Source organism: Streptomyces abyssomicinicus (assembly GCF_008974245.1).
GTDB lineage: Bacteria > Actinomycetota > Actinomycetes > Streptomycetales > Streptomycetaceae > Streptomyces > Streptomyces abyssomicinicus.
Genome location: NZ_BBZI01000006.1, coordinates 875,712 through 894,909, shown reverse-complemented (window position 1 = coordinate 894,909; position 19,198 = coordinate 875,712). Strand labels below are relative to the sequence as shown.

At 72.7% G+C, this 19,198-nt stretch carries 19 protein-coding genes; 14 read left to right on the top strand and 5 right to left on the bottom strand.

Going from position 1 to position 19,198, the window contains the following annotated elements:
- The first annotated feature begins 53 nt into the window (after positions 1-53).
- Both GBN72_RS11365 and GBN72_RS11355 read left to right on the top strand, forming a co-directional pair.
- On the top strand, positions 54-743 hold the full coding sequence (locus GBN72_RS11365; protein WP_164540561.1) for a hypothetical protein: 690 nt from the start codon (positions 54-56) through the stop codon (positions 741-743).
- Between the two features lie 99 nt (positions 744-842).
- A complete protein-coding gene (locus tag GBN72_RS11355) occupies positions 843-2,132 on the top strand; it encodes an Nramp family divalent metal transporter (protein WP_151771575.1) in 1,290 nt (429 codons plus the stop codon).
- A gap of 54 nt (positions 2,133-2,186) precedes the next feature.
- Here GBN72_RS11355 and GBN72_RS11350 read toward each other — a convergent pair whose 3' ends face one another.
- The 3 genes from GBN72_RS11350 to GBN72_RS11340 form a co-directional block, all read right to left on the bottom strand.
- Positions 2,187-2,822: a class I SAM-dependent methyltransferase gene (locus GBN72_RS11350; RefSeq protein WP_151771574.1), complete on the bottom strand. Its 636-nt coding sequence runs from the start codon at positions 2,820-2,822 to the stop codon at positions 2,187-2,189.
- A 10-nt stretch (positions 2,823-2,832) separates the two neighbouring features.
- Positions 2,833-3,171, bottom strand: a complete 339-nt coding sequence (locus tag GBN72_RS11345; protein WP_151771573.1) for an SCO4225 family membrane protein — start codon at positions 3,169-3,171, stop codon at positions 2,833-2,835.
- A gap of 254 nt (positions 3,172-3,425) precedes the next feature.
- The gene (locus GBN72_RS11340; protein WP_151771572.1) at positions 3,426-5,153 is read right to left on the bottom strand and encodes a chitinase; all 1,728 of its coding nucleotides are present in this window, start codon (positions 5,151-5,153) and stop codon (positions 3,426-3,428) included.
- Between the two features lie 320 nt (positions 5,154-5,473).
- Here GBN72_RS11340 and GBN72_RS36025 point away from each other — a divergent pair, with 320 nt between their 5' ends.
- The 12 genes from GBN72_RS36025 (at position 5,474) to GBN72_RS11280 (ending at position 17,316) form a co-directional block, all read left to right on the top strand.
- Entirely contained in the window at positions 5,474-7,171 is a 1,698-nt protein-coding gene (locus GBN72_RS36025; protein WP_369695881.1) for a collagen-like domain-containing protein, read from the top strand.
- Between the two features lie 114 nt (positions 7,172-7,285).
- Entirely contained in the window at positions 7,286-7,996 is a 711-nt protein-coding gene (gene cpaB / locus GBN72_RS11330) for a Flp pilus assembly protein CpaB (protein WP_151771996.1), read from the top strand.
- A gap of 10 nt (positions 7,997-8,006) precedes the next feature.
- The gene (locus tag GBN72_RS11325) at positions 8,007-9,632 is read left to right on the top strand and encodes a CpaE/TadZ family protein (RefSeq protein WP_151771571.1); all 1,626 of its coding nucleotides are present in this window, start codon (positions 8,007-8,009) and stop codon (positions 9,630-9,632) included.
- A 47-nt stretch (positions 9,633-9,679) separates the two neighbouring features.
- Entirely contained in the window at positions 9,680-10,015 is a 336-nt protein-coding gene (locus GBN72_RS11320) for a TadE/TadG family type IV pilus assembly protein (RefSeq protein WP_439959748.1), read from the top strand.
- Between the two features lie 15 nt (positions 10,016-10,030).
- On the top strand, positions 10,031-11,410 hold the full coding sequence (locus tag GBN72_RS11315; protein WP_151771569.1) for a TadA family conjugal transfer-associated ATPase: 1,380 nt from the start codon (positions 10,031-10,033) through the stop codon (positions 11,408-11,410).
- Positions 11,407-12,348, top strand: a complete 942-nt coding sequence (locus tag GBN72_RS11310) for a type II secretion system F family protein (protein ID WP_151771568.1) — start codon at positions 11,407-11,409, stop codon at positions 12,346-12,348. Before GBN72_RS11315 ends, GBN72_RS11310 begins: the two co-directional genes overlap by 4 nt.
- A gap of 3 nt (positions 12,349-12,351) precedes the next feature.
- Entirely contained in the window at positions 12,352-13,260 is a 909-nt protein-coding gene (locus tag GBN72_RS11305) for a DUF5936 domain-containing protein (protein WP_151771567.1), read from the top strand.
- A gap of 54 nt (positions 13,261-13,314) precedes the next feature.
- Complete coding sequence (locus GBN72_RS11300) at positions 13,315-13,515, top strand: hypothetical protein (RefSeq protein WP_151771566.1); 201 nt, start codon at positions 13,315-13,317, stop codon at positions 13,513-13,515.
- A gap of 44 nt (positions 13,516-13,559) precedes the next feature.
- Positions 13,560-14,114: a pilus assembly protein TadG-related protein gene (locus GBN72_RS11295; RefSeq protein WP_281371704.1), complete on the top strand. Its 555-nt coding sequence runs from the start codon at positions 13,560-13,562 to the stop codon at positions 14,112-14,114.
- Between the two features lie 17 nt (positions 14,115-14,131).
- Entirely contained in the window at positions 14,132-14,719 is a 588-nt protein-coding gene (locus GBN72_RS11290) for a hypothetical protein (protein WP_151771565.1), read from the top strand.
- A 2-nt stretch (positions 14,720-14,721) separates the two neighbouring features.
- Positions 14,722-15,378, top strand: a complete 657-nt coding sequence (locus GBN72_RS11285; protein WP_151771564.1) for an OmpA family protein — start codon at positions 14,722-14,724, stop codon at positions 15,376-15,378.
- Between the two features lie 294 nt (positions 15,379-15,672).
- Positions 15,673-17,316 (top strand): transposase, encoded by a 1,644-nt coding sequence (locus GBN72_RS11280; RefSeq protein WP_246212422.1) that lies wholly within the window; start codon positions 15,673-15,675, stop codon positions 17,314-17,316.
- Here GBN72_RS11280 and GBN72_RS34070 read toward each other — a convergent pair.
- On the bottom strand, positions 17,296-17,433 hold the full coding sequence (locus GBN72_RS34070; protein ID WP_164540559.1) for a hypothetical protein: 138 nt from the start codon (positions 17,431-17,433) through the stop codon (positions 17,296-17,298). The two genes, GBN72_RS11280 and GBN72_RS34070, sit on opposite strands and share 21 nt — an antisense overlap.
- Positions 17,434-17,594: 161 nt before the next feature.
- The gene (locus GBN72_RS11275; protein WP_151771563.1) at positions 17,595-19,148 is read right to left on the bottom strand and encodes an MDR family MFS transporter; all 1,554 of its coding nucleotides are present in this window, start codon (positions 19,146-19,148) and stop codon (positions 17,595-17,597) included.
- Between the last annotated feature and the right edge of the window lie 50 nt (positions 19,149-19,198).

Sequence of the window (19,198 nt, the reverse complement as noted above, 5' to 3'; positions counted from 1 at the left end):
GATGCGGGGACGGGGTTTTCCGCGGGGTGGTGTCGTGGACCATACTGCGGGCTGTGGAGCAGAGCATCGGTTCGAACACCAAGCCCCTGACCCCGCCCGCCGCCGTCGACCCGGCCCTGATCCCAGGGCTCACCGTCCCGGTGGCGGCCGACGGTGAGCCCGAGGACGCCGTGCGCGACGCGGTGCCGGAGGACGAGGCCGTCGTGGAGGACGCGGCGCCGGGGACGGAGGACGCCGCGAAGGCGGACCTCGCGGACCCCGCCGCTGCCGCCGAGGACGCCGACGAGGCCGAGGCCGCCGAGGCGGGGGCCGACGGCGGTCCGGTGCCCGTGCCGGACGGCCCGGTCTTCGACGCGAAGGACTTCCGCGCGCGGATCGTCGCCGACCACACGGGCATCCGCCTGAGCCTGGACGACCAGGAGTGCGACTTCCGCTGGGACGAGGTCGGCGCCGTGGAGACGCAGACCTCGAACCTCGGCAAGCGGTTCACCGTGGTCGTGCACACCCCGGACCGGCGGTGGTACTGGATCGAGATCGACGCCAAGTCCCGTGCTGACGTGACCCGTTGGGACACCGAGCTGGACGCCGTCCTCGACGCGTACTTCGAGGACGCGGCCGAGGACGTCGCCGAAAGCCCGGCCGAGGACGCCACCGAGGAAGCGGCCGAGCAGACGGCCGAGGACGCGGACGGGGAGACGGCGGAGGACGCGGCCGGGAGCGCGGCGGGGGAACGCGACAAGTAGCCGGGCCGGCCGGGGCGTTGCGGCCGCGGGCAGGGGTTTCGAAGACCGCCGTGCCGGACCCCTTGCCGGGGGCCGCGCTGTCCGCTAGGTGAGATCACCATGGCTGACACCGCGAACAACACCGCGCCCCGTAAGTCGAGTTGGAAACACATCGGCCCCGGCATCGTCGTCGCGGCGACAGGCGTCGGGGCCGGCGACCTGGTGGCCACGCTGGTCGCCGGCACCAACTTCGGCTACACCCTGCTCTGGGCCGCCGTCATCGGGTGCGTCGTCAAGATCACCCTGGCCGAGGCGGCGGGCCGCTGGCACCTGGCGACCGGCCGCACCCTCTTCGACGGCTGGGCCTCCATCGGCAGCTGGACCACCGTCTTCTTCGTCGTCTACGCCGTCGTCTGGGGCTTCGTCTACGGAGCCGCCGCGATGTCGTCCAGCGGTCTGCCGCTCCAGGCGCTGTTCCCCGGCGTGATGGACCTGGAGTGGTGGGCGGTCTCCACCGGTCTGGTCGGACTGGTCTTCGTCTGGTTCAACCGGTACGCGGTGTTCGAGAAGGTCATGACCGTCCTGGTGGGCGTCATGTTCCTGGTCACCGTCTACCTGGCGATCCGCGTGGTACCCAATCTGGGTGGTCTTCTCGCCGGGCTGCTGCCCGTCCTGCCGGAGGGCCAGGACTCCGTTCTCAACACCCTGGGCCTGATCGGCGGCGTCGGCGGCACCATCACGCTCGCCGCCTACGGCTACTGGGTCAACGCCAAGGGCTGGACGGGCCCCGGCTGGATGAAGATCATGCGGCTCGACAACCGGGTCGCCTACGTGACGACGGGCGTCTTCGTCGTCGCCATGCTCATCGTCGGCGCCGAGCTGCTGCACTCCTCGGGCATCGCGATCGCCTCCGGCGACAAGGGCCTCGTCCAGCTCGGCGACATCCTGGAGGAGCAGTACGGCGCGGCCACCGCCAAGTTCTTCCTGATCGGCTTCTTCGCCACGTCCTTCACCTCCCTGATCGGCGTCTGGCACGGTGTGAGCCTGATGTTCGCCGACTTCGTCGCCCGCTACCGGACCAAGCGGGCCGCCACGGGTGAGGAGGTCGCCGAGGGCCGCCGCGAGAAGTCGTGGGCGTTCCGCGGCTACCTGCTGTGGCTGACCTTTCCGCCGATCGTGCTGCTCTTCCAGGGGCAGCCGTTCCGCCTGGTCATCATCTACGGCGTCCTCGGCGCGGCCTTCATGCCGTTCCTCGCGCTGACCCTGATCTGGCTGCTCAACTCCGCCCGCACGCCCGCCGAATGGCGCAACGGCATCTGGAGCAACGCCATGCTCGCCGTGGCCGGACTGCTCTTCCTGGTGCTGTGCGTCAAGCAGGTCTGGGACCAGCCCTGGGCCGACTTCTTCTGACCGGTGCGGCCTTCCCGGCCGGTGCGGTCTCCGGCCGGTCAGGTCTCCGGCCGGTCAGGCGGGCGCGCGCTCCGCGCGCAGCACCATGTCGTGGACGGTGACCTCGCGGCCCTCGTGGGTCACCGTCCGCGGCCGGGCGTCCCGGGTACGGACGTGCCAGCCGCCGACCGGGACGAGGTCCTCGGCCAGTTCGTCGGCCGTGCAGAAGAGGTCCGGCTCCGGCGGTCGCGGGACGGCCCCCTCCTCCAGGTCGCGGGGGTGGTGCGCGACCACCACCAGGCTGCCGCCGGGGGCGACGGCCCCGGCCAGGCCGGCGAAGACCTGGCGCCGGACGGCGGAGGGCAGGTGCAGGAAGGCCGTGAACACCAGGCCGTACGCGCCCGTCTCCGGCATCTGGTCCAGCACGTCGGTCCACCGCCAGGCGAGCCGCCCGGCCAGCTCCGGCGGAGTGTGCGCCGCGGCCCGCTCCAGGGCGACCTGCGAGACGTCCGTGCCGGTGACCGTCCAGCCCTGCCGGGCCAGCCAGATCGAGTCCGCGCCCTCCCCGCAGCCGGCCTCCAGCGCGCGGCCGGGCGTCAGGCCGGAGACCTCCTCGACCAGTGCGGGGTTGGGGTTGCCGCTCCACAGACGCTCGGCCGAGGAGTAGCGGTCGTCCCAGAAGGAGGCGGTGAAACGGGGGTCGTCGGTCATGCTGCGCAGGCTAGCCGACGGCCCGTCCCGGTCCCGAGGACGACAGGCGGCGGACGAGCCGCACCAGGGCGCCGATGGCGAGGGCCTGGAGCAGCGCGGCGAGCGCGATCGTCAGGTAGGGGGCCCACGCGGCGTCGGCCCACGGGACCAGCGGGACGACGAGGAAGAAGGCGGGGCAGGTCAGCAGCATCGGATACACCAGGCCGAAGCCGTAGTCACCGTTGCCGAACCCGTGGACCGCCACCTCCAGCGCCAGCACGCATCCGACGACCACGCCGAGGTAGATGCGCGACGCGAGGTTGCCGAAGGTCATCCGGCCCAGCGTCCGCAGTATGTGTCCGACGGTCATGACTGCTCCTCGGTTCTCCCTGTTCCCGTCCCCGGCCGGGTGCGGGCTCTTCCTCAGCATCGGGTCCGGCCGTGCGCGATGCATGAGTAGCGGTACTCAACCGCCTCGCGGGTACGCGCGCGGGGTGAGGGCGCGGGTACCCGCGCGGGGTGAGGACGGGTGAACGCGCCCGCCCCCGCAGGCGTCAGGCTCTGCGGGGGCGGGGCCCGCCTCCGAGGCGGGGGAGGTGGGGAGGCGGGGCGGAGGGGTGGGCGTCAGCCCAGGGCGTGGACGTGCGGGCCGACGGCGTTGGACCAGGCGTTGCCGGCGGTGGCGTCCCAGTTGGTCGACCAGGTCATCGCGCCCCGCAGGTCCGGGTAGGCCTTGGAGGGCTTGAAGGAACCGCAGTTGGTGAGCTTGGTCAGGCAGTCCAGGGCGTTGTTGACGATGGTCGGCGAGACGTAGCCGCTGCCCGCTCCGCGGGTGGAGGCGGGGACGCCGAGGCCGACCTGGGAGGGTGCGAGCCCGCCCTGGAGCTGGATGCAGGCGAGGGCGGTGAGGAAGTCGACCGAGCCCTGCGAGTAGACCTTGCCGTCGCAGCCCAGCATCGAACCGCTGTTGTAGTACTGCATGTTGACGACGGTCAGGATGTCCTTGATGTTCAGCGCCGTCTGGAAGTACGAGCCCGACGTCGACTGCATGTCGATGGTCTGCGGGGCCATGGTGATGATCAGGTCCGGCCCGGCCTTCGCGGACAGCGAGCGCAGCGCCTGCGTCATGTAGGTGGCGTTGAGGCCGTTCTCCAGGTCGATGTCGACGCCGTCGAAGCCGTACTCCTGCATCAGCGCGTACACCGAGTTGGCGAAGTTGGCCGCGGAGGCCGAGTCGGCCACCCGGACCGCGCCGAGCTCGCCGCCGACGGAGATGATGACCTTCTTGCCGGCCGCCTGCTTGGCGCGGACGTCGGCCTTGAACTGGGCCTCGGTGTAACCGTTCAGGCCGGCCGAGTCCAGGGTGAAGTCGACGGTGCCCGGCGTGGCCGTGGCGTCGGCGAAGGCGACGGCGATGATGTCGTACTGGTTCTGCACCTGGGCCAGGGTCTGCACGGTCGCGCCGTTGTTGAAGTTCTGCCAGTACCCGGTGACCGCGTGCTTGGGCAGCCCGGTGCCGCCTCCGCCGTCCGTGGGCCCGGTGGTCGCGCCGACCGTGGCGGACTTCGCCGACTCGCCGGCCGCGTTGGAGGCGGTGACCTGGAACGAGTACGCGGTGGAGGCCGCCAGACCGGTGACCGTGGCCGAGGTGCCGGTGGTGGTCGCCACCGGGGTGCCGCCCCGGTAGACGGTGTAGCCGGTGGCGCCCTGGACGGTGTTCCAGGTGAGGGAGACGGAGGACGAGGTCGTCCCGGACACCGTCAGCCCGGCCGGGGCCGCGGGCAGGGCCGGCTCCTCGGGCCCGCCGCCGTCACCGCCGCCGCCGTCGGGGCCGAAGACCGAGAGGTCGTCGACGTAGTAGGCCGCCTGGCCGTACCAGCCGTGGGTGTAGACGGTCACCGACGTGGTGTTGGCGCCCGTGGTGAAGGTGGTGCGCAGTTCCTTCCAGGACCCGGAGTCCGGGGTCCAGGTGGAGGTGTCCGTGGTGCCGGTGCCCGTCACGCCGAGGTAGGCGTAACCGCCCTGGACCCAGCTGCTCAGCGTGTAGGTCGAGTTGGGCCGCACGGCGACGACCTGGCTGCACCGGGCGTTGTCCTGGCCGGCCGGGGTGGCCTTGAGGGCACGGGATCCCCCGTGCACCGGGGAGGTGACGGCCGCGCCGCTGGCCGCCGAACAGGTCCAGTTCGTGAGGCCGGACTCGAAGCCGCCGTTGCGCACGTTGTTCACGTCGGCGGCGGAGGCGGGGGCGACGCCCAGCGCGGTCGCGCCGAGCGCGAGCGCGGCGGTCAGGGCGGTGGCGAGTATCCGGGGTCTGGCCGGGGGAGGAGAGAGGGTGGTACGCGAGAACTGCATGGGGGCTCCCTGCGGGTGAGGGGGTGGCGGGGCGCGGCGAGAGGTGCGACCGGGGGTGGCCGGACCGCTCGCAACGGCGAGTTCAAGCCGGTCTAGACCAACTTGGTCCAGACCAATGCCGGTGTCAAGAGTGTGGCGGTCACAGCAACTGATGTGTGCTGAAGGTGAGTTGGCGCATATGCGGAAACGGCGTGATCATCGGACAGGTCGCGGTTGAGACGATCTCGACCAATCAGGTGTCGGATGCCGTGACCCGGGGATATCGTGCTGGTGAAAGCGCTGCGCACGTGAAGACCGGGGCCGACGGGGAGGGTGGAGCGGTGCCGACTGCCATCAGCGTGTCCGGTTCCGGCCTGGTGCTTCCCTCCGCCGACCGGCACACCCCGCCCGCCGCCCTCCAGCCACGGGCCACCGTCGAGGACACCGTCTACGAGCTCAACGCGCTCGTCGAACAGCACGGTTACGTCGTCGCCGTGCACCCGGCCGTCACCGACCCGGCCGTCGTGCGGCGGCTGCACACGGCGCGCTCCCTGCTGGAGACGGACCGGATCGCCATCCTTGCGGCCGACCTCCCGCCGCTCGGAGTCGCCCTCCTCGTGCAGCAGTTACGGCAGCTGAGCGTCTGCGACTTCGGGCCCGGGGTGCTCGCCTCGGCGGCGCGGCTGCTCGCCCACTACATCTACGCGGGCGCCCTCCTCAACTCCGTGGCCAAGCTGGACCATGTGCCCGTCACGCTCACCGCGCACGCCAAGTCCTGGATGCCGGGCGCCCAGTTCGCGGTGCTCGCCACGCCGCGGCCGGCGCTGGTCCGGCTCGGTGGCGAAGGCCGCCTTCCCGGCCCGGAGTTCGGCACCCGCATGGTCGCCGCCACCGGTCCCGGCTTCGGCGGGACCACGCCGCCGGACTGGGTCGGCGCCACGCTCGCGCCCACCTGGCGGGTCCAGCACTTCTCCACCGTCCCCGTACCCGCGGAGTCGGCGTCCTGGTGGGGGACGCCCAAGCTGGTCGAGTTCGCGGCGGGGCTGCCGGACGTGTCCGTGCTCTACCAGCTCGTCTCCTCCGTGCGGCGCGACGTCTGCCGGTGGTGCGGGCTCGAACTCATCGGTGACCGCTGCGCGTTCTGCGCCTCGCCGCTGGCGCCGCCCCCCGAGTTCCCGGACGTCACGCACACCGCCTCCGGCACCGCCACGGTCGCCGTGACCGCCCGTGCCGCGCGTCCCGCCCGAGCCGCGCGTCCCGCCGGTCCGCAGGGTCCCGCGGGGCTCAGCCGGCCGGCCGGCCCCGTCGGCGCCATAGGGCCCGGCGGCAGCCCGGACTCCCACCCCACCGGGCCCCGGGGGCTGCGGCCGATACCCGCGCCGCGGCCCGCGCACGGCGTTCCCGGGCCGGGCGTGGGGGCGGCCCACGGGACGGCCGGCGCGGCGTCCGATGCTGCCGCTGCCGCTGCCGCCGCGTCTGCCTCCGCCTCCGCCTCCGCCTCGGCGTCGGCTTCCGTTCCCGAGCAGTGGCGTGCCGGCCGGGGGCACGCCGGTCCCGCACCGCACCACGGCCCCGGGGCCCCGCAGGACGCCTTCGGGCCGGCCTGGCGCGGCGCGCCGGGCGCCCCGGGCTCAGTGCCGTTGCCCGGCCAGGGTGGTGCCGTGCGCCCGGGGGCAGGGCCGTCGGGTCCGGGGGCCGGTCCCGCACCGGACGGGTACGGGTCCGCCCCGCGTCACGCCCCCGCCGCCCCGGGCTCCGTGCCGCTGCCGGGGCAGGGGGGTGCCGGTGCCGGTACTGCCGGTGCCGGAGCGCGGGCCGCCGGGTCCGCGCCGCTGCCCGGCCACCGCCCTCCCGGCCGCCCCGGTACCGCTCCGGGCGCGGAGGACGCGACGGCGACGGGCGACGGGGGGACCGCGCACCACCCGGCCGCGGGACCCGGCGAAGGAGGCCACGAACGCGCCCCGGACCCCCGCCGGTACCCACCCGCCCCGCACCCCGAGCCGCCCGCCCCCGGCCCGGTACCGCCACCCCCGCCCTGACCGGGGGCCGCCGCACCGCCCGCACCGCCGCCCGCGCCACCGCACGAACCGTCCCGTCCCGCACGACCCGCTCCACCGCACCCCCGAAACACGAACCCCGAGGTGAGACAGACCGTGAACTCCCGCCAGCGCCGCGGCGTTCTGCTGCTGGTCCTCTCGGCGATAGCCGCCCTCGTGGCGTTCGCCGGAGTGCTCGCGGTGGTCCGGGACGTGAACTCCAAGGTCGGCCCCGAGGTGACCGCCTACCGGCTGAAGGCGGACGTCGCGCCGTACCAGGAGCTCGACCCGGGCCAGTTCGAGAAGATCAGCATGCCCGAGCGCTGGCTGTCCGGCACCGCTGTCACCGACCTCTCCGAGATCCGCGGGAAGATCGCCGTCACCCAGCTCCGCAAGGGCTCCCTGCTCCAGTCCGACATGGTGGTCGACCGCCCCGAACTCCAGCGCGGACAACAGGAGATCGCCATCATGATCGACGCCTCCACCGGCGTCGCCGGCAAGATCACCGCGGGCGCGCGGGTCAACATCTTCGCCACCTTCGAGGGCGAGGAACGCGGCCAGGACCAGTCCCGGCTGATCGTGCAGAACGCACGCGTCATCGACGTCGGCAAGCTGACCGCCCTCCAGCCCGACGGCAGCGGCGCCAACCGCCGCACCGCCACCGAGGCCGTGCCGATCACGTTCGCGCTCTCCACCGAGGACGCCCAACGTGTCGCCTACGCCGAGTCGTTCGCCGAGCACGTGCGCCTCGCCCTGGTGGCCGGCGGCGACGACGGCACCGTGCCGCCCGCCGACCGGACGTACACCCTCGAGCAGGACAAGAGCTGAGGGGCCGCCGATGACCGTCCGCATCCTCCCCGCCGTGGGAGACATCGACTCCGCCCGCGCCCTCGCCGCCCTCCTCGGCCAGCTGCCCGAGGCGGTGGCCGCGCCGCCCGTGCACGACTCCGCCACCCTGCTCGACGCCCTCGGCGCGGGCGCCGCCGAGTCGGTGGACGAGCTGCCCGAGGTCGTCCTGGTCCACGAACGGATCGGCCCGGTGCCCGCGCTGGAGCTGATCCGGGAGATCGTGCTGCGCCACCCGGCGGTCGGCGTCGTGCTGATCACCGCCGACTCGTCCTCCACCACCCTCACCGCCGCCATGGACTCCGGCGCCCGCGGCGTCGTCACCCTGCCGCTGAGCCCCGAGGGCCTGGCCGAGCGCGTGCACGCCGCCGCGGCCTGGGCGGCCGGGATGCGCCGCCACCTCTCCGCCGGCTCCGGCGCCGACCCGTACGGCCGCGGCGCGGGCGGCACCGTGGTCACCGTCACCGGCGCCAAGGGCGGCGTCGGCGCCACCGTCACCGCCGTCCACCTCGCCCTCGCCGCCCGCGCCTCCGGCCGCACCGTGGCCCTCGTCGACCTCGACCTCCAGGCCGGCGACATCGCCTCCTATCTCGACGTCCAGTACCGGCGGTCCGTCGCCGACCTGGCCGGCATCCACGACATCAACCCGCGGGTCCTCCAGGACGCCGTCTACACCCACGAGTCCGGCATCGCGCTGCTCCTCGCCCCCGCCGAGGGCGAACGCGGCGAGGAGGTCGCCGACCGCACCGCCCGCCAGGTCCTCTCCGTCCTGCGCTCCCGCTACGACGTGGTCGTCCTCGACTGCGGGGCCAGGATGGACGCCGCCACCGCCGCCGCCGTGGAGGCCGCCGACCACGCGCTGCTGGTCGTCACCCCCGACGTCATCGCGGTGCGCGCCGCCAAGCGGATGGTCCGCCTCTGGGACCGGCTCCAGATCCGCAAGGCCGAGGACACCCTCACCGTCGTCAACCGGCACGCCCGCGGCTCGGAGATCCAGCCCCAGCTCGTCCAGCGGATCACCGGCACCCGCACCGCCGCCACCCACGTGCCCGCCGCGTACAAGGAACTCTCCGCCGTGGTGGACGCCGGCCGGCTCCAGGACCTCGACGCCAAGTCCACCGTCAAGCGTGCCCTGTGGACGCTGGCGGGAGAACTCGGACTGGTCGCCCCCGCCCCCGACGACGAGGCGGCGGGCCGCGGACGGCGCCGCAAGCCCGGCGGCGGGCTGGCCCTGCGCCGCGGCGCGGGCGACCGGGGCTCGGTGACGCTCGAGTTCGCCGGGATCTTCCCCATCGTCCTGGTGGTGACGGGCCTGCTCTGGCAGGCCGTGCTGTGGGGCTACACCTTCTCCCTGGCCGGCAACGCCGCCGACGAGGCCGCCCGCGCCGCCACCGCCGCCCACGCCGTCCACGGCGACGTGGGCGGCGCCTGCTCCGCCGCGGGCACCCGGCACCTCCCCGACGCCTGGAGCGGAGCCGAGATCAGCTGCGCCGTGGACGGCGGCCTCATGCGCGCCACCGTCCGCGCGGAGGTCCCGCTGTTCTTCCCCGGCGTCGACGCCGGGTGGTCGGTGAACGGCACGGCCGGCGCGGCACTGGAGGGGGGTGACCTGGGGTGAGGCCCACGCCCCGGACACGGCCCGGACGCCTCCGCGGCGACCGCGGCGTGTCGTCCCTGGAACTGGCCGGCTACCTCCCCGTCCTCCTCCTGATCGCCATGGCCGCCCTCCAGCTCGGCCTCGTCGGCTACGGCGCCAACCAGGCCGGCACCGCCGCCCGGGCCGCCGCCCGCGCCGCCTCCCAGCACGGCGACGGAGCCGCCGCCGGCACCGCCGCCGTCAGCTCCTGGCTCGACCCCGCCGTCAGCGCCCCCACCGGACCCGAGACCACCACCGCCCGCGTCACCGTCCACGTCCCGTCCGTCATCCCGCTCCTCGGCGACGGCTGGGACATCGTCCGCGAGGCCACCATGCCCACCGACCGCCTGTCCGCCGACGGCTGAGGAAGGAGATCACCCATGAGCCTGCGATCCCGCCTCGCCGCGGCCAACGGCCCCGACGGCGCCCCGTCCGGCCTCCCCGGCCAGGACGGCGCGGCCGGCCACCGCGAGGAGAACCACCTCGTCGCCGTCTACCGGGCCAAACTGCTCGAGGAGATCGACCTCGCCGAGATGTCCGCCCTCGGCGCCACCGAGCGCCGCACGCGCCTGGAGCGCGTCCTGGGCCACATCATCAGCCGCGAGGGCCCCGTCCTCTCCTCCACCGAACGCGCCCGCCTGATCCGCCGCGTCGTCGACGAAGCCCTCGGCCTCGGCGTCCTCGAACCGCTCCTCGCCGACCCGTCGATCACCGAGATCATGGTCAACGGCCCCGACTCGATCTTCGTCGAGCGCTCCGGCCGCGTCGAACACCTGCCGCTGCGCTTCGCCTCGGCCGAACAGCTGATGCAGACCATCGAGCGCATCGTCTCCACCGTCAACCGCCGCGTGGACGAGTCCAACCCCATGGTCGACGCCCGCCTGCCCACCGGTGAGCGCGTCAACGTGATCATCCCGCCGCTCGCCCTCACCGGCCCCACCCTCACCATCCGCCGCTTCCCGCGCGCCTACACGCTCCCCGAACTGATCGGCCTCGGCTCCCTCGACGAGCAGATGCTGCTCCTGCTCGCCGCGTTCGTCCGCGCCCGCTTCAACATCATCGTCAGCGGCGGCACCGGCACCGGGAAGACGACCCTCCTCAACGCCCTCTCCGGCCTGGTCCCCTCCCACGAGCGCATCGTCACCATCGAGGACTCCGCCGAACTCCAGCTCCAGCAGAACCACGTGATCCGCCTGGAGTCCCGCCCCGCCAACATCGAAGGCAAGGGCCAGGTCACCATCCGCGACCTGGTCCGCAACTCCCTGCGCATGCGCCCCGACCGGATCATCGTCGGCGAGGTCCGCGGCGGCGAGACCCTCGACATGCTCCAGGCCATGTCCACCGGCCACGACGGCTCCCTCGCCACCGTCCACGCCAACACCGCCGAGGACGCCCTGATGCGGCTCCAGACCCTCGGCTCCATGTCCGAGGTCGGCATCCCCTTCGAGGCCCTCACCGACCAGATCAACTCCGCCGTCGACGTCGTCGTCCAGCTCGCCCGCCACGCCGACGGCGCCCGCCGCATCACGGAGATCGCCCTCCTCGTCTCCCGCGGCCGCCAGGCCTACCGCATCGCCACCGTCTCCCGGTTCGTCCCGCGGCCGATGGGCCCCGACCGCGTCGTCCACGGGCACTACCAGCACCTTCCCCTGCCCCGCGAGGCCGCCGACAAGCTGTTCCTCGCCGACGAGGCCGTCCCGCCCGCCTTCGGCGTCACCGACGCGCTCGACGCCCGCAACACCCGGGAGGCGCTGTCATGAACTGGTCGCTCCTGGCCCTCGGCGCCACCCTGCTCGCCGCCCTCCTCGCCGTGGCCGGCATCCACGTCCACGCCTCCGGGCGCGCCCAGCGCCAGGCCCTCGTCGACCGCCTGGAGGCCGAGCAGGGCGCCGTCGGCCTGGTCGGCGGCCGCCCCCGCCGCTTCACCTCCGTCGACCGCCGCCTGCGCCGCACCCGGTTCGGGCGCGCGGTCCAGCTACGGCTGGCGGCCACCGGACTGGACGTCACCGTCGGCGAGTTCGCCGCGTACGCCGGCGGCGCCGCCGTCGCCCTGTGGATCGTCGCCTCCGCCGTCCTCGCCCCCTTCTTCGGCCCCATCGCCGCGTTCGTCGCGCTGTGGTCCGCCGGGGTCTACCTCAACTGGCAGCGGCAGCGCCGCATCGAGGCGTTCATCAACCAACTCCCCGACGTGGCCCGCCTCATCGCCAACGCCACCGCCGCCGGCCTCGCCCTGCGCACCGCCCTCGCCATGGCGGCGGAGGAACTCGACGACCCCGCGGGCTCGGAGCTGGCGCGCGTCGCCGACCAGCTGACCCTCGGCCGTTCCATGGACGACGCCCTCGGCGAACTCGCCGAACGCCTCCCCTCCCGCGAACTGATCGTCCTGGTCACCACCCTGGTCCTCTCCAACAAGGCCGGCGGCTCCGTCGTCTCCTCCCTCCGCAACCTCACCAAGACCCTGGAGGAGCGCAAGGAGACCCGCCGCGAGGTCCGCACCATGCTCTCCGAGGTCAACGCCACCGCGCTGACGGTGCCGCTGCTCGGCATCGGCTCCCTCCTCCTCATCGACACCTCCAACGAGGGCGCGCTGGCCCGCGTGACCGGCTCCCCGGTGGGCCAGGCCCTGGTCCTGCTCTCGCTGGGCCTGTACGTGCTCGGCTTCCTCGCCATCCGCCGCCTCGGAAAGATCGAGGTGTGACCCATGTCGACATCGACGCTGCTCCCCCTCGGCCTCGCCCTCCTGACGGCCCTCGCCGCGGCCGGACTCCTCCTGGGCATCCGCCTGCTGCGCGCCGACGCGGCCCTCCCCGACGACCTCGCCCTCGCCCTGGAGGTGGGCTCCACCCGCGTCGGCCGCCGCGACTCCGCCGTCGACCGCCTCGGCATGCGCTTCGCCCCCACCGTCCTGCGCCTCATGGGCCCGCGCCGCGCCGACGCCAAGCGCCGCCGCATCGACATGGCCGGCAACCCCGGCGGCCTCACCCTCCAGCGGTACGCGGCGCGGCGCGCGGTCTACGGCCTCTTCGGCGCGTTCATGTTCCTCGTCTTCACCACCAACGCGTCCTGGCCGATGGCCCTGGTCTCCCTCGCCTTCGGCCTCCTCGCCGCCGACGCGCAGATCTGGCAGGCGGTCCGTGAGCGCCGCGAGGTCATCGACCGCACGCTGCCGGACTTCCTGGACGTCCTCGCCGTGGTCGTCTCGGCCGGCCTCGCCTTCCGCCAGGCCCTCGACCGCGTGGCGGAACGGTACGAGGGGCCGTGGGCCGACGAGCTGCGCATCACCCTCCGCCAGATGGACATGGGCGTCCCCCGCCGCCAGGCCTTCGACGAGCTGCGGCGCCGCAACGACAGCGAACAGGTCGCCCAGTTCGTCTCCGCCCTCCAGCAGGGGGAGGAGCTGGGGTCCCCCATCGCGGAGACGCTCATCCAGATCGCCACCGACATGCGCCGCACCGACGCCCAGAACGCCCGCCGCCGCGCGGCGAAGACCATCCCCAAGGCCACGCTGGCGACGCTGCTGTTCATGCTCCCGGCGACGCTGATCCTCATCGCCACGGGCATGTTCCTCGGCACCGCCACGGGCATCGGTTCCATCCTGGGGGGCGAATGACCACGCCCCCGCCCTCAGGTACCCCCACCCCACCCACCCACCGGGAGGCCCACCATGACCCGACTCCGCACCTGGACCAGGACCACCTTCACGCGCCTACGAGGCCCGGACCGGGACCGGGGCGCGAGCTTCATCGAGTACGCGGGGCTGCTGATCATCGTGGCGGGGGTCTTCGTGCTGATCGACCAACTGGGGCTGGACGGAACCATCTCCGGCGCGATTCGGAAGGCAGTCACCGACGTCGTCGGAGGCTAGCGCCTAGCCACGGGAGCGATCGCGGGGCAAACCTCCCCCTCTACATCTGGCTGACCGCCATCCTGCTGTTTGCCGGGCTGGCGTTCTTTGCATTCGCCCAGGCAGCCTCGGCCAGGAATCAAACCCAGACGGCGGCGGACGCCGCCGCACTGGCGGCTGCCTCGGAGGCCCGGGACCAGATCATGCAGCGACTCTCTCTGGCTATTGAAGGCGGTGAGGCATGGCAGGAGTGGGTGACGGACCCGACGGTGCCAGGGCCTTTTGGCGGGGCGGCACAGCAGCTTGCGGCAGCGAACAACGCAAGCGTAGTAGCCGGACCTCAGTTGACGGAGGTGAGCGGCTATCCCGGGTTCCGTGTGCAAGTCCGACGGAACGATTCCGTCGGTGACACCGTCATTCCTGGCACAGAAGCCATGCACGCCAAGGCTGACGCCGTTGCCGTCCTGCAGCCGAGGTGTGAGATCGACGGCGGGACGGACCCCGCCGAGCCCCTGGAGTTGAATTGTGATGGGGAGATCGTGGACATCGACCCAGAGAACTTTAAACCGGACGACCTTCCGGACGCGTCCGTGCTGTTCTCGGTGAACCTGGCCGAATAGGAAAGGGAGGCGTGCGGATGAATGTCCAACGCAGTAGTAGTTGGCGGGCCGCGTGCGCAGCGGCAATTCTGGCGGTCGTGCTGTTCGGGGCTGGCGGATGCAGTGACGACGCTCCCGAAGGGGCCGCTGCCAAGCCCTCGTCGGCGGAGGCAGCCCGGGACAGCGGCACAGATGGCAAGCAGAGCGAGGAGTCCTCACCACAATCCAGCCTTGCGGAGGTCAAGAACGGTGACATCTCCCTTGCAGTCACGGCTGCGGTCAGGGAAGACGGTGGCTTTGTGACGGTTAGCGGGACTGTTACGAACAATGGAGGTGAATTCTGGTCCGCCGCCGAGTGGAAGAGTGATGAGAACGAGCTCAGCGCGAATGGTGCATCGCTGGCCGGCGCTAGCTTGGTGGACGAAAAGAACAAGAAGAAGTATCTGGTTCTGCGCGACACCGCGGGCAAGTGTCTCTGCACACGCTTTACCGGAGCCGGCGTGGACGCGGGCAAGACCACCGACTGGTACGCCCAGTTCCCCGCGCCGGCGGAGGACGCGACCGAGGTCAAGTTCCAGGTGGGCTCCATGCCCCCCGCGACGGTCCAGCTTTCGGCAGGGGAGTAAACATGCCACCCACCCCCCGCTCCACGCCCGTCGCTCTCACCGCGCTCGCCGCGATCGTCACCCTCACCCTGACCGCGACCCCCGCCCTCGCCGACGAAGGGGGCCCCAGTGAACCCCCCGGGTCCGTGAGCTCGGCCGCGCCGCCGGAGGTGGACGGCGGGGCCGGGGGGCTGCGGCTGGAGCCGGGGGCGCAGCTCGCGCCCGCGAAGGTGCTGGACATCAAGTCCGTCGTGGAGGACCTCGGCGGCGAGGAACGCCGTGAGGACACCCCCGAGTCCGTCACCCTGGCCCTCCAGGCGGAGGTGCTGTTCCCCAAGAACAGCTCCCGCCTGAACCCGGAGGCCAAGTCCCGCATCGCCGCGATCGCCGAGGAGATCGCGGGCCAGCAGGCCACCACCGTCCGCGTCTTCGGCTTCACCGACGACCTCGGCAGCTACACCCACGGCGAGAAGCTCTCCAAGGACCGCGCCGACCAGGTCCAGCGCGAGCTGGCCGCCCACCTGGGCCCCGACGTCTCCTACGAGGTCCGCGGCTACAGCGAGGACTACCCCATCGCCGACAACTCCACGGAAGAGGGCCGCCGCAAGAACCGCCGAGTGGAAGTCACCTTCCAGAAGGCCCCCGCCCCCGACATCTCCGCCTCCGCCCCCTCGGCCTGACCTGACCGGTAGGTGTGCCCGTAATTCAATGCCCTGGCGACCAGGAAGCGGCACACCTACCCCACCCGCACCCGGCCCACGCCGGAGTACTGGGCGTGGGACAGGGCTTCGGCCAGGCGGGCGAGGATGGTGTCCGGCCGGGTGCGGAGCTGGGTGGGGGTTCAGAACCGTTGGCAGTTGAACCTGTTTGGGTGAGCGTAACGCCGTGGGAGCGTGTGTCGTTGTCGTTGTATGAGAACGGTAGGGGCGGTCGAGAGCAGTGGCGGGTGCGGTGGCGTGCCGGCTGCTGTTCCGGTGGCGAAACCGTTCCGTCCGATCCGGGCGTCGTTCGTGGTGCGCGAGGCGTCCGGGTGTGCGGTCCGGACCCGGCTGAAGGACCTCACCGCGACCGATGTGGAAGTGCTGCGGCAGGTCGGCGCCCACCTGGGCTCGCTCGCCTCGCGTGATCTGCGTCTGTACGCGTCTGCCGGGTTCGAGCGGAGCAGTGTGTCGTGGGCGGTGCGGAAGCAGGCGCTCACAAGCGAGTGTTCGTCGCGGTGGGCGGGGGCGATCACCAAGGGCACGCACGACCAGTACGCGCTGGCCCGCCGCGCCCAGGGCGCCCACCTCCACGGGCTCGAGTCCGCCGTCCGCGCGATCCGGGAGCGTCTGGCGAAGCCGGTCGGCTCCCGGGGATCGAAGCGGGAGCCGGGCGGGTACCGGTCGGCGTTCGAGTGGCGGCACAAGGCACAGCGCCTCCGGGTGCTGGAGGCCCGGCACGCGCAGGTCAAGGCTGACCGGGACGCGGGCCGCGTCCGTGTGGTGCGGGGCGGGAAACGCCTGGCGAACACCCGGCACCACCTGGACGAGGCGGGCTTGTCGGAGACGCGGTGGCGGGCGCGGTGGGAGGCCGCCAGGCTGTTCCTGTCGGCGGACGGGGAGTCGGGCAAGCGGTACGGGAACGAGACGATCCGCGTCACTCCCGACGGCCAGGTCAGCATCAAACTGCCCACACCGCTGGAACACCTGGCCAACGCCCCGCACGGCCGGTACGCGCTCACCGGCCGCATCTTGTTCCGGCACCGGGGTGAGGAGTGGGCCGACCGCGTCACCGGCCACCGTGCCGTCGCCTACGACATCCGCCACGACCCCCTCCGGGACCGCTGGTACCTCACCGCCTCCTGGAAACGCCCCTCACTCCACACCGTCCCCCTCGAGACGGCGTGCGCGGACGGGGTGATCGGTGTGGACATGAACGCCGACCACCTCGCCGCCTACCGCCTCGACGCCCACGGCAACCCGGCCGGCGAGCCCCGGCGTTTCGCCTACGACCTCACCGGCGCCGCCTCACACCGCGACGCCCAGTTGCGGCACGCGCTGACCCGGCTGATGCACTGGGCGGTGGCCACGGGGGTGGGGGCGGTGGCGATCGAGGACCTCGACTTCGCCGACAGCACCACCCGGGAGAAACACGGACGCCGCACAAGGTTCCGGCAGACCATCTCCGGCATCCCCACCGGCAGGCTGAAGGCGCGGATCGTGAACATGGCCGCCGAACACGGCCTGACCGTCGTCGCCGTCGACCCCGCCTACACCAGCCAATGGGGCGCCCAGCACTGGAAGACACCCCTCACCACACCTGCCCGTGCGGTGACCCGGCACGATGCCGCGGCCATCGCCATCGGACGACGCGCCCTCGGGCGCCCGGTCCGGCGTCGGACGGCAACGCCCCCACACGACCGGAGCGATCGTGCGGGACATCGAGCCGTCCAGGCCGGACCGGGCGACCGGAGGCGTGAGGAAACCCGCCCCTCGATCCCCGGACAACGGACCAGATCCGCCACGCCGGACACGAGAGCGAAAGCGGGCGACCAGCGTGCCCAACACCGTTCGGGACACGCGGCTGAGCACGAGAAGACCTGGACCTGGACCCAGGGCTCACTCCCGCTCAGTCTTTAAGAACGGTTCCTGCCAGTGCCGCTTGCGCCGGTGGTTGACGGCGGCGCGCGTCACCCCGGCGGCCAGCAGCTCCCGCAGCGTGGCGACCTGTTCCCGCTCTGTGCGCTCGATGTCCACCGGTGAAGGCTACGGACGACGCCCCGCCTTCCGCCGGGGGCTGTGGACAACCCCCGCACGACAGAACGCCGCCCGCCTGCCCCGCCGGGAAGGGCGGGGAGGCGGGCGGCGGCAGCAGCACCGGGGCGCGGCCCGGGGCGGGGGCGCAGTGGTCGGGTGGGTCAGTGGGCTGCCGGCTGGGCCGCCTTCTTCACGTCGACGTGTCCGTCCCCCGCGGCCGGGGTGGGCCGGCGGAGGGTGAGGCCGATGAGGAGGGCGGTGACCAGGATCGCCGCGCCGACCCAGAACGACAGCTGCGCGCCGCTGGTGAGCGCTTCCGCCTTGGGGAGGCCCTCGTGGGCGAGGGACTCGGAGCGGGCGGAGAAGAGGGCGACGAACAGGGCCGTGCCCGCCGCGCCGGCGACCTGCTGGACCGTGTTCAGCGCCGCGGAGCCGTGGGAGTACAGCTGCGGGGTCAGTCCGGCCAGGGCGGTGGTGAACAGGGGGGTGAACATCATCGAGAGGCCGAGGCACAGCACGACGTGGGAGACGAGGACCAGCATCCACGAGCTGTCCGGCTTCACGGTCGACAGGCCCAGCATGGCCACCACCGTCATGACCGAACCCGGAATGACCAGCGGGCGCGGGCCGAAGCGGTCGTACCAGCCGCCCACCATGGGACCGAGCAGGCCCATCAGGATGGCGCCGGGGAGCACGATCAGGCCGGTGGATAGCGGGTCGAGCTTCATCGCCTGCTGGAGCACCAGCGGGAGGAGGATCAGCGCGCCGAACATGCCGAGGGCGGCGACGGACATCGCGGCCAGCGACTTGGAGAAGCCGGGCGCGCGGAAGACCCGCATGTCCATCAGGGCGTCGTCGGTGCGCTGGAGCTTGAGCTGGCGCAGGACGAACAGGAACAGGACCGCCAGGCCCGCGGTCACCGGGATCGCCGGGTGCACCGCGGCGCCGCCGCCCTCGCCCATCGCCGACAGGCCGTACACCAGGCCGCCGAAGCCGAGCGCGCTCAGCGGCAGGGACGGCACGTCCAGCTTCTGCTTGCTCCGCTCGGAGACGTCCTTGACCATCAGGGCGCCCAGCACCAGCGCGGCGATCGCGATCGGCAGCATCACGCCGAAGACGCCACGCCAGCCGAGCGGCTCGACCAGCGCGCCCGACATGGTGGGGCCGAGCGCGGGGGCGGCGGCGATCACCAGGGAGACGTTGCCCATGAAGCGTCCGCGCCGGGACGGCGGGACCAGGTTCATGACGGTCGTCATCAGCAGGGGCATCATCACGGCCGTGCCGCTGGCCTGGACGGCGCGGGCCAGCACCAGGACGCCGAACGTCGGGGCCAGCGCGGCCAGGGCGGTGCCCGCCGTGAAGAGCCCCATGGCTATGAGGAACGAGCCGCGGGTGCCGAGGCGCTGCAGCAGGAAGCCGGTCATGGGGATGACGACGGCCATCACCAGCATGAACACGGTGGTGAGCCACTGGCCGACGCCGGCCGACACACCGAAGTGCTCCATGATCGGCGGGAGCGCCACGCCCATGGTGGTCTCGTTGAGGATCACCACGAACGCCGCGACGAGCAGCAGGGCGATCACCGTGAAGTGGTTGCGGGACAGCTTGCCGTCCGCGGGAAGGCCGGGCGGAGCGGACGCGCCGGGCGGGGCGTGCTCCCCGTTCACCTCGGGAGAGGGTGAGGGCGTGTTCGGGCGGGCGGACGCGGTGTCCATGAAACCTCCGGGCTGCTGCTGGTTACTGGGCGACCGTGGGCCGTTACCCG

Coding starts and splice junctions, on each gene's coding strand:
- GBN72_RS11350 (WP_151771574.1), bottom strand. CDS start 2,822: ATGACCGACGACCCCCGTTTCACCGCCTCCTTCTGGGACGACCGCTAC.
- GBN72_RS11285 (WP_151771564.1), top strand. CDS start 14,722: ATGCCACCCACCCCCCGCTCCACGCCCGTCGCTCTCACCGCGCTCGCC.
- GBN72_RS11355 (WP_151771575.1), top strand. CDS start 843: ATGGCTGACACCGCGAACAACACCGCGCCCCGTAAGTCGAGTTGGAAA.
- GBN72_RS11340 (WP_151771572.1), bottom strand. CDS start 5,153: ATGCAGTTCTCGCGTACCACCCTCTCTCCTCCCCCGGCCAGACCCCGG.
- GBN72_RS11300 (WP_151771566.1), top strand. CDS start 13,315: ATGACCCGACTCCGCACCTGGACCAGGACCACCTTCACGCGCCTACGA.
- GBN72_RS11305 (WP_151771567.1), top strand. CDS start 12,352: ATGTCGACATCGACGCTGCTCCCCCTCGGCCTCGCCCTCCTGACGGCC.
- GBN72_RS11290 (WP_151771565.1), top strand. CDS start 14,132: ATGAATGTCCAACGCAGTAGTAGTTGGCGGGCCGCGTGCGCAGCGGCA.
- GBN72_RS11325 (WP_151771571.1), top strand. CDS start 8,007: ATGACCGTCCGCATCCTCCCCGCCGTGGGAGACATCGACTCCGCCCGC.
- GBN72_RS11275 (WP_151771563.1), bottom strand. CDS start 19,148: ATGGACACCGCGTCCGCCCGCCCGAACACGCCCTCACCCTCTCCCGAG.
- GBN72_RS11345 (WP_151771573.1), bottom strand. CDS start 3,171: ATGACCGTCGGACACATACTGCGGACGCTGGGCCGGATGACCTTCGGC.
- GBN72_RS11315 (WP_151771569.1), top strand. CDS start 10,031: ATGAGCCTGCGATCCCGCCTCGCCGCGGCCAACGGCCCCGACGGCGCC.
- GBN72_RS11310 (WP_151771568.1), top strand. CDS start 11,407: ATGAACTGGTCGCTCCTGGCCCTCGGCGCCACCCTGCTCGCCGCCCTC.